Source organism: Shinella sp. WSD5-1, assembly GCF_963942435.1.
In the GTDB taxonomy this organism is placed as follows: Bacteria; Pseudomonadota; Alphaproteobacteria; order Rhizobiales; family Rhizobiaceae; genus Shinella; species Shinella yambaruensis.
Genome location: NZ_OZ012596.1, coordinates 2,517,989 through 2,532,452 on the forward strand (window position 1 = coordinate 2,517,989; position 14,464 = coordinate 2,532,452).

Consider the following 14,464-nt stretch of genomic DNA (forward strand, 5'->3'; position numbering starts at 1 on the left):
TAGTGCTGGCTAAAAAACGCTGCCACGCGCGGTTTGCGGCCGACCTATACTTTTCCGCCGACGGCGGTCATGCCGGCGGAATAGGCGCGGATTTCCCGGAAGGGATCGGGACGCGAGTCGGTGCCGATCTTGTGGGCGTTGCGCCGGTAGTCGGATGGCGTCCGCCCGCAGATCTTGAAGAACTGCCTGTTGAAGTTGGCGATGTTGTTGAAGCCCACGTCGAAGCAGATGTCGGTGATCGGCCGGTAGGTCTGGGTCAGCAGCGAGCAGGCGGCATAGATGCGCGCAAGGATGACATAGCGCGCGAAGGTATGGCCCGTCTGGCGCTTGAACAGGCGGGAAAAGGCCTGCGGCTCGAGCCGGCAATGGCGCGCCACCGCGGCAAGGTCGATCTGCTGGCTGTAGTTTTCCAGCACGTAGCGCATCGCCGAATCCAGCTCCGGCGGCGGCTCGACCTGCGTTGCGGCGGGCGCGAGGCGCGAAAGCCGGCGCCGGTCGGCCGGATCGCCGGCGAGCGTAATCATCAGCTGCAGGAAGAGCACGATGCGCTCGGCGCCGCGCGCCGATCCCATCTGGGCAAGCAGGCGCCGGCCGGCCATCGCCGTTGCCCCGCGGAATTCCACGCCGTAGACCGCATCCTCGAACAGGGGGCGGATGCAGCCGAGTTCCGGGCAGAGGGCCGTCACCCGGTTTGCCCATTCCGCGGTGAACTGGATCAACATGTCGCGATTGCGCACCAGCTTGCCGGGCTCGATGTCGCTGACCCAGTTGTGCGGCACGTTCGGCCCGGTGAGCACCAGGCAGCCCGGCTCGAACTCGCCGATATAGTCGCCAACCATCATCACGCCGGAGGTGGAGCGCGTCAGATGCAGCTCGTATTCGGGGTGGTAGTGCCATTTGGCCCCGAAATAGGGATAGTCGTGCATGTTCCAGCGGAAGGATTCCGCGGGCGGGCAAATGATCATCTCGAAATCGGGAACGATCCGTAAATCCGCCTTCATCGCGCTCCTCCTCCAACACGGCCCAGTCCGTGACCCTGTCGACCGGCCGGCCGTCATATCCCGCAGCCCCCGTGCCCCGGTCGGCACTCCTGCCGGCAAATCCCTTCCGTACCGCCCGCGCCGGATCGCCGCCGAACAGCCGCGATGCCCGGAAGTCCTCCGCGAGAAGGGAACGTCAGCCTCCGAAGGGCCGTTCGCGCATTTCCCGCTCCGGTTCCGGCACTGGAGCAGCCTATATGTTGCATAATACTACGAATTAATTCACGAATAAAAATGCTGTCAACATCAATCTCGAACGGGCACATCCGGGCCGGATTTAAAGTCTTCGCTGGTGCAAAACACGATTTTTGCAGCGCAGAAGAGTTCGCCAACTCAGTCCATTCCGTCGAATACCCTTCGATTCCGCTTTGCAAAAGCCTCTTGACAGTCGAAGGCGAGATATATTTGTTGCATAAAGCAACATAAATGGCAAGACCATCGGGCCGGGGGAGGCGTCATGGGGCGGCTGGGTATTCATTCCTTCGTATGGACAGGCGGTCAGACGCAGGCCATGCTCGAGGACGCGATGGAGAAATCGGCGTCCTGCGGCTACAAGCTGATCGAGTTCGCCTATCTCCGCCCCGAGAAATTCGATCTCGACCGGCTGGCCAGGCGGGCAGGATCGCTCGACCTCGACATCGCGGTCACCATGGGGCTACCCTTCAGCCATGACGTGTCGAGCGAGGATCCGGAAACGGTGAAGGCCGGGGAAAGGATGCTGGCCGATGCGGTCAGGGTCGTGCGGGATATCGGCGGCAGCAAGCTTGGCGGCATCCTCTATTCGGCCCATGCGAAATACGCGCGCATGCCGTCCAGGGCGGGCTGGGACAACAGCGTCGCGGCGATCGCCAGAACGGCGGACATCGCCCGGTCGGCCGGCGTCGACCTCGTGCTCGAAATCGTCAACCGCTTCGAGACCAACCTTCTCAACACCACCGCGCAGGGGCTCGATTTCATCGCGCAGACCGGTTCGGACCATGTCCGCCTCCACCTCGATACCTTCCACATGAACATCGAGGAGGCGAACCCGGCGGCGGCCATCCGGCTTGCCGGCGACAGGATCGGCTACTTCCACATAGGCGAGAGCAATCGTGGCTATCTCGGCGACGGCGTCATCGACTTCGACCGGATATTCGACGCCTTGCTGGACATAGACTACGGGCGCGACATCACCTTCGAATCCTTTTCGAGCGCCGTCGTCGACGAGAGCCTGTCGCTCGCCTGCGCGATCTGGCGCGACACCTGGACCGACAACATGCCGCTGGCGCAGCATGCAAGGCGCTTCATCGACCTCAAGATGGACGAGGCGAGGCGCCGCCGCGCGACCAACGCCCGCGCCTGAGGGACGGAACATGCGGGACGTGCCGTGGGCAAGGAGGGGTGCCCGTGAGTGACGTGGGTGCAATCGGCGCTTCGCGCGCCACCCGCCAGCGCAACGAGCTGGCGGCCATGCGGGCCCTGCATCGGTTCAGGCGGCTCAGCCGCGCCGAGCTGGCCCGCTTTCTCGGACTGAACCGCTCGTCGTCCGGCCACATCGTCGCGGGCCTGACTCAGGAGGGGCTCGTGCGCGAAGTCGGCGCCCTCGCGCAGGCGCGCGGCCTGCACGCCCATGCCGGCAGGCCTGGCATCCTGATCGAACTCGTGCCCGAGGCGGCGGTGTTCCTGGGGGTCGAGATCGGCGTGGAGCACATCACCACCGTCGAGATCGATCTCGCCTCGCGGATCGTCAGCGCCAACGCCGTTCCCTTCGCGGGCGCCTCCACCGATGTCGGGACCGCCGTGGCGCAGGCTGTCGGAAGGGCGTTCGAATCCCTGTCGCCCGAGCGGCTGGAGCGGTGCGAGGGCATCGGGGTGGCGGCGCCCGCGCAGATGGACCGCCATGGCCGCGTCCGCGTGGCGCCGCTGCTGGGCTGGGAGAACGTGCAGCTTGCCGATCTCGTGCGCGCCGCCCTGCCGGTGCCGCTTCCGGTTCTGGTGGAGAACGATGCGAACGCCTTTGCCATCGGCGCCTCCTATGGCCGCAGCGAGCCCCATTCCGGGGTTGCGCTCTTCCTCGTCATGGAAAGCGGCGTCGGCGGCGGCATCATCGTCGACGGCAGTCTTTTCCGCGGCGCGCATGGCCTTGCCGGCGAAATCGGCCACCTGCGGGTGCAGGGCGGGGATGCGCCCGAGCGGAGCCTCGAGGAGGTGCTCGGGCTCGAATGCATCCTGACGGACTACCGGTCGACCGCGCCGGCCGGCGAGCCGACATTCGCCGCCTTTCTCGCCGATGTGCGCGACCGCGTGCCGGGTGCCGTCGCGATCGCGGAGCGATGGGCCCGAGCCCTGGCCTTCGGCCTCATCCAGGCCTGCCGCATGATCGATGCCGACCGCATCGTGCTCGGCGGCTCGGTCGCCGCGCTCTACCCGCTGATGGCGGCGCGTGTGCTCCACTACATCCAGGCCATGCAGGAAGCGAGCTTTCCGCTGCCGGCGATCGAAACGAACGACGACGAGACGATCGGCCCCGCTTTCGGCGCAGCCTGCATGCTGCACCAGCGCTACCTCTCGAACGAGGAGAGCCCCCGGCTCGCGGAACCGTCGCCGCTTCACGAGCCTGCACCGCCGGCATGATCAACGGTGCGGCGAAAAGCGATCCTTGAAACGGTCTTCGTCCGGAGCCGTGGCGATGGCATGCGGGCGTGTCCACATGCTCCGGGCATCGACCGTGGACATCGCCGGCCTTTCAGCTTTTGACCGATCCCGCCGTCATGCCGGCCAGGAAGTAGCGCTGGGCGACCAGATACAACACGAGCAGCGGAAGCGATCCGAGCACGCTCATGGCCATCATCTCGTTCCACTCGAAGGCATGTTGTCCCATGAGAAGCTGGATTCCGATGGGCACGGTTCTCAGATCCATCGACTTGGTCAGCGTGAGGGCGAAGAGGAATTCGTTCCAGGAGAGCAGAAACGTATAGACCGCGGTCGCGACGATGCCCGGCGTCGATACCGGAACGATCACCCGCCACAGCGCCGTCCAGCTCGAACCGCCATCGACCAGTACCGCCTCGTCGAGCTCCTTCGGCAGCGTGTTCAGATAGCCCGTCATCAACAGCACGGCATAGGGCAGGGTGAAGACCAGGTAGGTGAGGATCAGCGCCAGATAGGTGTCGAAGATCCGGAACGCCACCACCATGCCGAAATAGGGGATGAGCAGGGTGATCGGCGGCACCGTCTGCGTGCTGATGATGAAGATGTTCAGCGTGTTCTTGAAGCGGAACGAATAGCGGCTGAAGCCGTAGGCGGTGAGGATCGCGATGAAGAGCGTCAGCACCGTCACGACGCCGGCAACGAAGTAGCTGTTGATGAAGAAGCGCACTTTCGTCGGATCGTTGAAGATCGTCAGATAGGCCGAAATCGTAAAGTCGTCCGGCAGCAATCTTGGCGGCAGGGCAAAGATCTCCGTGTTGGACTTCAGGGAGCTGAAGACCATCCAGACGATCGGGAAGGCCGCGAAGACCAGGCCGACGGCCAGGCCGGCATAGGTGAGAAGCGTCGGCAGGACCGAGTTCTTGAAGGACCGTTTTCTTGCCATGCCATCTACCTGCGCTGCTGGTGCTTGATGTAGAAATACGTCACGCTCATCGAGATGATGAGGATGACGATGGCGCTCGCCGATGCCAGCGAAAACTCGTACTGGGCGAAAGCGAGCTTGTAGGTGAAGGTGGAGAGCATTTCCGTCGCGTAGATCGGCCCGCCGCCGGTCGTCATCCAGACGAGCGGGAATACCTGCATGGTCCAGATGAAGTCGAGCAGGGAAATGCTGATGATGATCGGCATCAGTTGCGGAATGGTGATGTACCAGAACTTCTGCAATTCGTTGGCGCCGTCGATGCCGGCCGCCTCGTAGAGTTCCTTCGATATGCCCTGGAGGCCGGCGAGCAGGCTGACCATGAAGAGCGGATAGCCCGCCCAGATGTTGGCGAAGGTCAGGGCATGGATCGCGGTGCTGGTGGACGAGAACCATTCCACCTTGGAGCTGATGATATGCAAGGCCATCAGCACGCTGTTGACGACGCCGTTCGGGTCGAGCAGAAGGCGCCAGATGATGGCGATGATGACGGCGGTGAACAGCCAGGGAAGGATGAAGAGGACGCGCAGGATGCTGCGGATCGTCGGATTCACCCGATTGGTGTTGAGCAGCAGCGCGAAGGCAAGCCCGAGGACGAAATGGAAGACCACGCTCATGATGGTGAAGTAGAGCGTCTGGTACAACGATTGCCAGAAGACCGGGTTCTGGAAGATGGTGATGTAGTTCTGAAGCCCGGCGAACGCGGCGTCCCGCTTCATGATGGCGCCGTCCATCAGCGAGTAGCGCAGCACCATCGCCATCGGGAAGAGCATCAGCAGGACCAGGAGAAGCGTGGCCGGGGTCACGTAGAGATACGGCACCAGCTTGCGGAGCGTTTTGTAGCTAAGCCTGCCCTTCTTGCCTGCCTTGCGCGGCGCTGGGGCCAGGGCCGTAATGGAACGGTTCATGGCGGGATTGTCCGATCTGCCGAAAATTGACGACGGACACCGGCAGGGCGCAATCGGCGCTGCCGGTGTCGTTGAGCGTGTGCCGGCTTAGAACTTGGCGAGCCAGGCCTTCTGCGTGTTGGCTGCGGCGTCCTTGGCGCTTTGGCCGCCGTCGAACATCTTCTGCAGCTCGACATTCATGTTGCGCATCAGCTCCTCGGCGACCGGAAGGCCGACGAATTCATTAGCCGGGTAACCGCTCTGGTAGATCTTGAAGGCTTCCGCGAAGATCGGGTCGGAGGTCACGAAATCGGGCTTGGCGTGGACGTTGCCCGGGAAGGCGTTGGCGATGGAGACGAGGCGGCCGTTGACCTCCGGGCTCATCAGGAACTCGACCAGCTTCCAGGCCTCTTCCTTGTGGGCGCTGCCCTCGCTGATGCCGATGCCCCAGGAGGCATAGGGCATGCCGCGCTTGCCGGTGTAACCGTCGGCGGCGGGCAGGGCGGAAATGCTGAAATTCAGCTTCGGGTTACGTTCGCGGATCAGGTTCACGTGGGCGAGCGTGTCGACCATCATGCCGACGCGGCCGTTGACGAACTCCTCGACCTTGTCCTGCTCCTTCTTGGCGAAGATGCCGGGGGAAATCACGCCGTCCTTGTTCAGCTTCTCGATATATTCCAGCGTGCCGACGACGGCCTCGTTCTCGAGATCCGGCTTGCCGTCCTTCATCATCGAGGCGCCGGACGACCAGACCCAGGACATGACGTCGTTCTGAATGCCGCTCGGTGACTGCAGCGACAGCGGCAGCACCCAGCCGTACTGGTTCTTCGAGGCGTCGGTCATCTTCTTGGCGGCTTCGGCGAATTCGCTGCGCGTCGACGGCATCGTCTCGACGCCCGCCGCCGCGGCGATGTCCATGTTGACGAACACCGGATAGACGAAGGAGGCCAGCGGGAACATCACGCTCTTGCCGTCGACCTTGACGATGTCGGCGATCTGGCTCTTGTCGTAGTTGGCCTTCTCCATCAGCTCGTCCATGGACGCGATGGCGCCCTGCTTCGAGAGGCCGTTGACCCAGGCGCCGTCAAGGCCCACCACATCGCTGAGCGTGCCGGAGGCGGCGCCGACGACGATCTGGTCGCGGGTCGTGGCATAGGGACCGCTGACGAGCGTCACCTTGATGCCGGGATTCTTCGCCTCGAAATCGTCCATGATGCCGCGCAGGGCGCCGGCGGGCATTTCGGGCTCCCACCACTGGATGAACTCGATGGTGGTGTCGGCAAAGGCCGAGGCGGCGCAGAGCGCCCAGACCGCCGCGGCGGCCTTCAGAGTCTTGCTGAGCTTTCTGAAATTCATGTCTGCCTCCCGTTAGACTTTCAGGTGATCGATCCTCTCCCAAGATCGTGCCGTGAGTAGGCTGCCGGAACGATCCGACTGTCAACGGGGCTTGCTATGAAATGCGTAGTGAATGGCATATAAAATAGATCAAGGTGATGATTTTAAAGGTAAAAAAAATTTTGCGCGCGTGAACTTCCTGTTGCGGTTTCTGTTGCCTGTGATGTGTTTTTTCTTTACTTTCGTAAACAAACGAAAGTTCGCTGCTGCAGCGGCAATTCTGCACCCCTTGCGGCGTTACGGCCTATGATGCGAGATTGTCAGGTGCCGCCCCGCAATGAGGATTGGAATGGCCAAAAAGACTTACAGATCAATGGACGATTTTGCCGCTGCCTGCGGCGTGTCGCGTCCTACATTGTCGAAATATTTCGACGACCCGACGCAGATCAAGGAGGTGACGCGCAAGCGCATCGAGGCCGCGCTGAAGAAGTCGAACTTCGAGCCCAACCTCTTTGCCAGGCATCTGAACCGCAAGCGGACGAAGAATATCGGCATTCTCGTGCCCAGCATGTCCGACCCGTTCTACGTGCAGGTGGTTTCGCTTATCGAGCTGGAACTGCGTGCCAAGGGATTCTGGCCGGTCCAGCTGTCCTCCCACACGCGGCCCGAGCTCGAGGAGGAGGCGGTGCGGACGCTCCTCTCGCTCAAGGTGGCGGGTGCGATCGTCGCGCCGCTCGGGGCCGGCTCCCGCCGCTCGGCCCTCGGCCGCCTGACCGACGCCATCCCGGTCGTCTGCTTCGACAGCCCGTCGGCCTTCGACCTGCCTTTCGTGGGCAATGACAACATGCAGAGCGTGGCGGCGATCGTGCAGTACCTGTGTCGCTCGGGCGAACCTCCCGTATTCCTCGACGTGCCGCACATGATGGTCAATGCCGGCGAACGGACGGAAAGTTATCGCGCGACGATGCTCCGCGAAGGGCATGAGCCGCTCGTGATCGAGTGCGAATCGGCGCCGTCCTGGGAGTTCGAGCGGCTCGGCTACGAGCAGATGCAGCGCATGCTTGCAAGGGGCGGGCTGCCGGGAAAGACGCTGCTGTGCGCCAATGACCGCTTCGCCTTTGGCGCGATGGCGGCCGCCTTCGCCTCCGGGTTGAGGATCGGGCGTGCGGAAGGCTGCGATATCCGCATCGCCGGCCACGACGACCATCCGCTCAGCCGCTACACATGCCCGTCGCTGACCACGATGGCGCAGAACGCCCCCGAAATCGCGGCCAGGGCCGTCGAGCTCCTGTTGAAATGCATCGAGGACGACGGGGCCGACCGCAAGGGGGCAACGCCCCGGGTGATCCTCGAGGCGACCCTCGTCATGCGGGAGTCTGCCTGAGGTCCACGGGCCGGGGCGGCCGGGCGCCGGCGCCGAGGCGGGGATCCATCCCCCGCCACGCCGCGGCGATCGCGTCCAGCGCCTCGCGGGCTTCCGGGATGGCACGCCCCATCGAGACGAATCCATGGATCTGCCCCGGCCAGACGCGGCAACATGCGCTCCCTTCCGCCTCCAGGCGCCGGGCATAGGCCAGCCCCTCGTCGAACAGTACGTCATGGCCGGCCAGCACGACGAAGGCCGGCGCAAGGCCGTGCAGCGAGGGAGCATGGAGCGGCGAGGCTTGCCAGGTCATCCGGCTGGCTTCGTCCGGCAGGTAGTGGTCGCGAAACCAGCGCATGGCCTCCGCGGTCAGGCCGAAATCGGCGGCATAGCGGCGGTAGCTGTCCGAGGCCTGGCCCTGATCCGTGACAGGATAGATCAGCACCTGGCCGATCACGGCCGGAACCTGTCCGTCCCGCGCCATGAGCGCCGTCACGGCGGCCAGATTGCCGCCGGCACTGTCGCCGGCGACGAGAATGCGGGCCGGATCGATGCCGAGGCCGGCAGCCTCCGCGTGCATCCAGATGAGGGTGGCCGCGCAATCCTCGATGGCTGCCGGGAAGGGGTGCTCGGGGGCCAGGCGGTAGTCCGGGGAGACAACCACGGCATCTGCCGCATTGGCAAGCACGCGGCAGATATCCTCGTGCGTCTCCGGCGCGCCGATCACCCAGCCGCCGCCGTGCAGGTAGAGCAGGGCGGGTGCGGCGTCCGGCGGTGCGCCGCGACCGCGCCAGATCTTCACCCGGATGCCGCGCACATGCCGCTCGATCGTCTCGCCGACGGTTTCCGGCGGCCATTGCTTGCTGGCGAAACCATCGAGATATTGCCTGCGTGCCTCCTCGGGAGTGCAGTCCTCGACGGGTTTTTCCGGTTCGCCCGGCCAGGCGAGGGCGCGCGCGGCGGACGGGTCGAGGCCGGTCATGCCAAGAGGCTCCGCGCTTCGTCCTCGCGCAGTTCGCGCGGCTGTTCCGTCTTGCCGGCAATCGTCTGCCCGACGCCGGTCTCCCCGGCGCGCAGGATTGCCTCCATGACTTCGAGCACGTGCAGCGCCAGCGTGCCGGAGGCACGGGGCGCCCGTCCCTCGACGATGGACCGGGCGAGGTCCGCCAGGCCCAGCATGCGGTAGTTGGCGCGATCCGGCAGCGCGATTGGCCAGTTGACGGCACCGAACAGCGCGCCCGCCGTATCCGTTTCCTCCCACGGCGCGCCGTGGCGCGACAGGGCGACAACCCCGCCGAAATTGTCCGGATCGGGCAGGCGCAGCGACCCTTCCGTGCCGTGCAGCTCGATCGGATGATTGGAGTGGCGGAACACGTCCCAGGAGGCGCCGAAGGTGACGGTCGCGCCGCATTCGAATTCCAGGAGCGAGAGCAGGCTGGTCGGCGTGCCGACCTTGAAGGATGTGCCCTTCTTGGGGCCGTCGGCGGTGATGAGGCGCTCCTCCTGGCCGCTGGTGGCGACGGCCTGCACCCGGCGCACCGGCCCCATGAGGTTGACCATCATGGTGAGGTAGTAGGGTCCCATGTCCATCACCGGGCCGGCGCCGGGCTGGTAGTAGAAGCTCGGGTCGGGATGCCAGTGCTCCATTCCGCGGCCCATCATGAAGGCGGTGCCGGTGACGGGTTTGCCGATGGCGCCCGCTTCCATCAGGCGGCGGGCATGCCGTCCGGCGGCGCCGAGGAAGGTGTCCGGCGCCGAACCGATGGCAAGCCCCCTGGAAGCCGCCGCATCGACCAGCTTGCGGCCCTCGTCGGCCGTCACGCCGAGCGGCTTTTCCGTGAAGACATGCTTGCCGGCCGAAAGCGCGCGCATCGAAACGTCGAAATGCGCAGCGGGAATGGTCAGGTTGAGGACAAGGTCGATATCCTCGTCGTCGATGAGGGAATCGACATCCGTGGCGCGCAGCCCGAACGCCTCGGCACGGCGCCCAGCAGCCTCGCTATCGAGGTCCGCGCAGGCCGTGATCTCGACGCCGCGGAAAAGCGCGGCGTTGCGCATGTATGCAAGTGAGATATTGCCGCACCCCACCACGCCGATCTTGAGCTTCGGTTCGTCCTTCTGTGCCATGTGAAGAATTTATCCTGCTGTTATCATTGAGGGAAAATCGAGATCCGGCGCCGTGTTTATGGACGCAAAGAACAAAGTATGTTGACGCACGATAACATTTTAACTTACGTAATGACAAGACGTCGGGAGGCGTCGTCATCCCTCTGTTCGGGCTGTTTTCGCCGTCGTCTCCGGGCCGGTCCCGCGGTCGGTGACGGGGTGGCCCGTGACTGCGAGGAGCGCCTCCCGTGTCTCGACGCGACGATCAACGGACAGGTCAGGACCCCGTCATGAGCGAACTTCACATAGGCTGCCAGACATTCACCTGGGAAATGCTCGGCAAGGCCTGGACCGGCGGTCCGGACGACCTGGTGCGGGCAATTGCCGCCGGCGGCTATTCCGGCATCGAGATCACCGACACCATGATCGGCGATTATGCCGGCAGGCCCGAAGCTTTCGCCCGCACGCTCGCGGATGCGGGGCTCAGCCTCGTGTCTTTCGCCTTCGGCTCGTCCAGCGGCTTCACCCTGCCGGACCGGATCGCCCCGGATCTCGACACGGCAAGGCGCTGGGTGGATTTCGCCGCGCATTTCCCCGGCGCGCTCGTTTCGATGGGATCGGCGACGGTGGTTTCTTCCGGCGCGCGCGCAGACAAGTTCGAGGTCGCGGCCGAGTGCTACAACCGCGCGGCAGAGATCGGCCGGGCGGCCGGGGTCGCCGTGGCGGTGCATCCCTCCTCGCATCACAATACGCTGCTTTTCACGCGCGAGGATTATGATGCGCTCTTTGTCCGTCTCGATCCTGAGGTCGGCTGGGTGCCGGATACGGGCCATATCCTGCGCGGCGGCCAGCGCATGGACGATACGCTTGCGGCGTTCCGCGACCGCATCCGGTACGTGCACCTGAAGGATGTCGATGCCAAAGGCATCTGGGCCATGCTGGGGGCGGGTGCCTGTGACGTGCGCGCGGTGATCGAGACGGTGCGCGACGCGCCGCGTTTCAACGGCTGGATCGTCGTCGAGGAGGAATCCGACGCGGCCGGGCAGGACCCTGCCGCCGCCGTCCGCGCCAACCGCGAGACGCTGCGCGCGCTCGGATACTGAGCGGCGCCACGTCAGGCGTAGCGGACCTCGACGCCGAGCTTCTCGAGGCGATGGCGGATGCCGTGCGGCATGTTGCTGTCGGTGATGATGAGGTCGACGCGGGAAAGGGAGAATGCCTTCGACGAGGCGCCGATGTCCCATTTGCTCGAATCGGCGACCAGCACGACGCGGCGCGCCATGCGCACCAGATTGCGCTTGGTGCGGGCGATGTCCTCCGAGACGTCCACCACATCGAAGGACGGATCGATTGCGTGCGCGCTGACGAAGGCCTGGTGCGCGACGAGGCCGCCGAGCGCCTTGTCGGAGTCCGAAACGATCGTGCTGACCGTGCTCGGGAACACGCGGCCGCCGATCATGTGCACATCGAGGCCCGGGCGGTACATGAGGTGCTGGGCGATGTTCATGGCCGTGGTGGCCACCACGACATTCTTCACCGGCGGCATCTGCATGGCGACCTGGAGCAGGGTGGAGCCGCTGTCGAAGACGATCGACTGGTTGTCGATGATCTGGCGGGCGGCCATCTGGGCGATGCGCCGCTTGGCATCGAAGTTGCGCTGCATGCGCTCCTCGAAGGCGGCTGCGGGCGAATCCGCCGGCAGGGCGATGGCGCCGCCGTGGGTTTTTATCAGCAGCTTCCTGGCGTCCATGATGTCGAGGTCGGAGCGGATCGTGACTTCCGACACGCCGAACAGGTCAGCGAGCTGGCGCGTGCGGGCCTGTCCAATGCGTTGAAGCTCGATCAGGATCTGCTGGCGTCGCTGTTCTGCAAGCATAACTCGTTCCGTCTGCCGTTCCGCACTTGGTTTCGAAATTCAAAAGATGATTTGCCAGCATTTTTCCCTGCAGCCGCATTCTCATCCAGAAGGCATCATTATAGCGCATAAAAAATCGCCTGCTAATATCGAAATGAAAGAATTCGAAATATTGAAGGTTGTTTTGCTTTCGAGTTAGGGTCCGCGTCAGCAGATACGGAGGAGCCTTTGCTATGGGTCTCGGAACCAAAATTCGCCTTTCTCGCCTGTTCTCAAACCCCTCGGGCAACCTGTTCGGCGGCGCGGTCGATCATTTCGTCGGTTACGGAAATGTGCGGGAGGGGGGCCTGGCGGACCTTCCGGGCGCGCTGCGCCGCGTGATGGCAGGCGGCCCCGACTATGTCAGCATCCAGCCGGGCGCCGCCCGCCATCTGTGGTCCGATTATGCCGGCAAGGCCGCGCTGGTCATCCAGGCCGGCTGCTTCACGGCCGACGACCGGATTCGCCAGCTCATCGCCACCCCGGAGGATGCGGTGCGCTACGGGGCGGATGCGCTGGCCGTCGCCATTCCGGTTCGCGGCAACACGGAGGGCGAGTATATCCGCTGGCTGACCGACACGGTAAACGCCGCTGCGCGCTTCGAAATGCCCGTCGTCGCCCATATCTATCCGCGCGATTTCGCCGACGGCGGCAAGATCGTCTTCACGCCAGATGAAATCGCCTATGCGGTCCGCATCGGCTACGAGACGGGTGTCGACGTGGTCAAGGTCGGCTATACCGGCGACTTCGAGTCCTTCCGCGAAATGGTCGCCACATGCCCCATCCCGGTTGTCATTGCCGGCGGGCCGAAGACCGACACGCTGCTCGGCGCGCTGCAGCAGGCCTCGGATGCGCTGCGGGCCGGCGCGCGGGGCGCCGTGGTGGGCCGCAACCTCTGGGGCCACGGCGACGCGACGAAAGCCGCGCAGGCCTTCAAGCTCGTCATTCACGCCGGCATGAGGCCGGAGGAGGCGCTGGCCGCCGCCGGGGCATGATCCGTGGCGAGCGCCTTTGACGTCCTGGGCTTCGGCGCTCTTGCGGTCGACGACATCCTCTATGTCGATCGCCCGCTTTGCGCCGGGAAGGGAAAGGTGACGAAACGCGTTTGCGACCACGGCGGCAACGTCGCCACCGCCCTCGTCGCGGTTGCCCGCCTCGGCGGGCGTGCGGCCTTCATCGGCTGGCTCGGCAACCCGCCCGAGGATGTCGGCGGACGCGAACTGGAGCGCCAGGGCGTCAGCACGGGATTTGCGCCTCGCCACGCCGATGCCGCGCCCATCCGGTCGGTCATCACGGTCGGGCCGGACGGCGAGCGTTTCATAGCCTATGACGACGACGTGCTGCACGGCACGTCGCCCGATCTGCCGGACGCCGTGCTTGCCCAGGCGCCGGTTCTGCTCATCGACGGTTATGCCGTCCATTCGGAAGCGGTGGTCGTGCGGGCGCGCCGCAGTGGCCTTTCGATCGTGGCCGATATCGAATGGACGACAGGCTCGGCAAGCGACCGGATCCTGTCGCTCGCCGATCATCTCGTGCTGCCGATCGCGTTCGCCAGGTCCTGCCTGAAAGAGGACGACCCGCAGGTTCTCCTCGAAGCGCTCTGGTCGCCTGATCGGTCGGCCGTGGTGCTCACCGACGGCGAGCGCGGCAGTTACCTGCGGCAAAGGGGCGATCCGGTCTTCTGGCATGTGCCGGCCTATAGGGTGCAGGCCGTGGACACGACCGGTGCCGGGGATTGCTTCCATGGTGCCTACGCTCTGGCGCTGGCGGAGGGCGGCAGTCCGCTTGATTGCGTGATCTTTGCCGCAACGGCGGCGGCCATCTCGGTGACCTCGCATGGCGGCCGCAGGGGGCTGCCGGACAGGGCCATGTGCCTTTCCTGGATGGCGGGCGAGCACGCGCCTGTACCTGTGCCCCTCCAGGCCTGAGCCTTCCTGCAAAAGTGCGGAGCGGTTTGCGTCCGCAACCGCGTTGAAGTGCTTCAGTCGTTTCATCGATAGTTGGCAGCCAGCGGCTCGGTGCCGTGGCGAGCGCTGCCATGGCGTCTCCGCCGGCTGGGGGAAGACGATTTCCCAGCACTATAAAATTACGCGCGTTAAAAAATAATATGTCACGCAAATAAACTTTTATCATGTAAATAATTATTTATTATCAATGTATTGTTCTGATGTGTTGATTTCTGAGCGGTCTTGTTTCCCGTTTTTCGTCTTGACTTTGGCAATCAGTCCT

At 64.4% G+C, this 14,464-nt stretch carries 13 protein-coding genes; 6 read left to right on the plus strand and 7 right to left on the minus strand.

The features are described 5' to 3' along the window. Nucleotides 1–44 precede the first annotated feature (44 nt). Complete coding sequence (locus AABQ55_RS12375; RefSeq protein WP_272805225.1) at nucleotides 45–1,001, minus strand: AraC family transcriptional regulator; 957 nt, start codon at nucleotides 999–1,001, stop codon at nucleotides 45–47. A 496-nt stretch (nucleotides 1,002–1,497) separates the two neighbouring features. Here AABQ55_RS12375 and AABQ55_RS12380 point away from each other — a divergent pair, with 496 nt between their 5' ends. Both AABQ55_RS12380 and AABQ55_RS12385 read left to right on the plus strand, forming a co-directional pair. Beyond that, on the plus strand, nucleotides 1,498–2,382 hold the full coding sequence (locus AABQ55_RS12380) for a sugar phosphate isomerase/epimerase family protein (RefSeq protein WP_272805226.1): 885 nt from the start codon (nucleotides 1,498–1,500) through the stop codon (nucleotides 2,380–2,382). A gap of 44 nt (nucleotides 2,383–2,426) precedes the next feature. Then, nucleotides 2,427–3,653, plus strand: coding sequence for an ROK family transcriptional regulator (locus AABQ55_RS12385; RefSeq protein WP_272805227.1), 1,227 nt, complete (start codon nucleotides 2,427–2,429; stop codon nucleotides 3,651–3,653). A gap of 112 nt (nucleotides 3,654–3,765) precedes the next feature. Here AABQ55_RS12385 and AABQ55_RS12390 read toward each other — a convergent pair whose 3' ends face one another. The 3 genes from AABQ55_RS12390 to AABQ55_RS12400 all read right to left on the minus strand — a co-directional run bounded on the left by AABQ55_RS12390 (nucleotide 3,766) and on the right by AABQ55_RS12400 (nucleotide 6,893). After that, nucleotides 3,766–4,614, minus strand: coding sequence for a carbohydrate ABC transporter permease (locus AABQ55_RS12390; RefSeq protein ID WP_244765718.1), 849 nt, complete (start codon nucleotides 4,612–4,614; stop codon nucleotides 3,766–3,768). 5 nt (nucleotides 4,615–4,619) lie between these two features. Next, on the minus strand, nucleotides 4,620–5,558 hold the full coding sequence (locus AABQ55_RS12395) for a carbohydrate ABC transporter permease (protein WP_272805228.1): 939 nt from the start codon (nucleotides 5,556–5,558) through the stop codon (nucleotides 4,620–4,622). A gap of 87 nt (nucleotides 5,559–5,645) precedes the next feature. After that, nucleotides 5,646–6,893 carry an ABC transporter substrate-binding protein gene (locus tag AABQ55_RS12400; RefSeq protein WP_244765716.1) on the minus strand — a complete coding sequence of 416 codons (1,248 nt, stop codon included), beginning with the start codon at nucleotides 6,891–6,893 and terminating at the stop codon, nucleotides 5,646–5,648. A 328-nt stretch (nucleotides 6,894–7,221) separates the two neighbouring features. Between AABQ55_RS12400 and AABQ55_RS12405 the strand changes: the two genes are divergently transcribed. Beyond that, nucleotides 7,222–8,256 (plus strand): LacI family DNA-binding transcriptional regulator, encoded by a 1,035-nt coding sequence (locus AABQ55_RS12405; RefSeq protein WP_272805229.1) that lies wholly within the window; start codon nucleotides 7,222–7,224, stop codon nucleotides 8,254–8,256. Here the strand turns inward: AABQ55_RS12405 and AABQ55_RS12410 are convergent. Beyond that, on the minus strand, nucleotides 8,237–9,217 hold the full coding sequence (locus AABQ55_RS12410) for an alpha/beta hydrolase (RefSeq protein WP_272805230.1): 981 nt from the start codon (nucleotides 9,215–9,217) through the stop codon (nucleotides 8,237–8,239). The genes AABQ55_RS12405 and AABQ55_RS12410 overlap by 20 nt on opposite strands. Then, nucleotides 9,214–10,362: a Gfo/Idh/MocA family protein gene (locus AABQ55_RS12415; RefSeq protein WP_272805231.1), complete on the minus strand. Its 1,149-nt coding sequence runs from the start codon at nucleotides 10,360–10,362 to the stop codon at nucleotides 9,214–9,216. Before AABQ55_RS12415 ends, AABQ55_RS12410 begins: the two co-directional genes overlap by 4 nt. 269 nt (nucleotides 10,363–10,631) lie before the next feature. Here AABQ55_RS12415 and AABQ55_RS12420 point away from each other — a divergent pair, with 269 nt between their 5' ends. Next, nucleotides 10,632–11,444, plus strand: a complete 813-nt coding sequence (locus AABQ55_RS12420; RefSeq protein WP_272805232.1) for a sugar phosphate isomerase/epimerase family protein — start codon at nucleotides 10,632–10,634, stop codon at nucleotides 11,442–11,444. 11 nt (nucleotides 11,445–11,455) lie between these two features. Here AABQ55_RS12420 and AABQ55_RS12425 read toward each other — a convergent pair whose 3' ends face one another. Further along, nucleotides 11,456–12,217 carry a DeoR/GlpR family DNA-binding transcription regulator gene (locus AABQ55_RS12425; protein ID WP_244765711.1) on the minus strand — a complete coding sequence of 254 codons (762 nt, stop codon included), beginning with the start codon at nucleotides 12,215–12,217 and terminating at the stop codon, nucleotides 11,456–11,458. Between the two features lie 212 nt (nucleotides 12,218–12,429). On the opposite strand from AABQ55_RS12425, the gene AABQ55_RS12430 reads away from it, so the two are divergent. Continuing rightward, nucleotides 12,430–13,230, plus strand: a complete 801-nt coding sequence (locus AABQ55_RS12430) for a class I fructose-bisphosphate aldolase (RefSeq protein WP_272805233.1) — start codon at nucleotides 12,430–12,432, stop codon at nucleotides 13,228–13,230. Nucleotides 13,231–13,233: 3 nt separating this feature from the next. Beyond that, the gene (locus AABQ55_RS12435; protein WP_272805234.1) at nucleotides 13,234–14,163 is read left to right on the plus strand and encodes a PfkB family carbohydrate kinase; all 930 of its coding nucleotides are present in this window, start codon (nucleotides 13,234–13,236) and stop codon (nucleotides 14,161–14,163) included. The last annotated feature ends 301 nt before the right edge of the window (nucleotides 14,164–14,464 follow it).

Excerpts from the sequence above, each read along its gene's own strand:
- AABQ55_RS12375 (WP_272805225.1), bottom strand. The coding sequence starts at position 1,001 with ATGAAGGCGGATTTACGGATCGTTCCCGATTTCGAGATGATCATTTGC.
- AABQ55_RS12380 (WP_272805226.1), top strand. The coding sequence starts at position 1,498 with ATGGGGCGGCTGGGTATTCATTCCTTCGTATGGACAGGCGGTCAGACG.
- AABQ55_RS12390 (WP_244765718.1), bottom strand. The coding sequence starts at position 4,614 with ATGGCAAGAAAACGGTCCTTCAAGAACTCGGTCCTGCCGACGCTTCTC.
- AABQ55_RS12395 (WP_272805228.1), bottom strand. The coding sequence starts at position 5,558 with ATGAACCGTTCCATTACGGCCCTGGCCCCAGCGCCGCGCAAGGCAGGC.
- AABQ55_RS12400 (WP_244765716.1), bottom strand. The coding sequence starts at position 6,893 with ATGAATTTCAGAAAGCTCAGCAAGACTCTGAAGGCCGCCGCGGCGGTC.
- AABQ55_RS12405 (WP_272805229.1), top strand. The coding sequence starts at position 7,222 with ATGGCCAAAAAGACTTACAGATCAATGGACGATTTTGCCGCTGCCTGC.
- AABQ55_RS12410 (WP_272805230.1), bottom strand. The coding sequence starts at position 9,217 with ATGACCGGCCTCGACCCGTCCGCCGCGCGCGCCCTCGCCTGGCCGGGC.
- AABQ55_RS12415 (WP_272805231.1), bottom strand. The coding sequence starts at position 10,362 with ATGGCACAGAAGGACGAACCGAAGCTCAAGATCGGCGTGGTGGGGTGC.
- AABQ55_RS12420 (WP_272805232.1), top strand. The coding sequence starts at position 10,632 with ATGAGCGAACTTCACATAGGCTGCCAGACATTCACCTGGGAAATGCTC.
- AABQ55_RS12425 (WP_244765711.1), bottom strand. The coding sequence starts at position 12,217 with ATGCTTGCAGAACAGCGACGCCAGCAGATCCTGATCGAGCTTCAACGC.
- AABQ55_RS12430 (WP_272805233.1), top strand. The coding sequence starts at position 12,430 with ATGGGTCTCGGAACCAAAATTCGCCTTTCTCGCCTGTTCTCAAACCCC.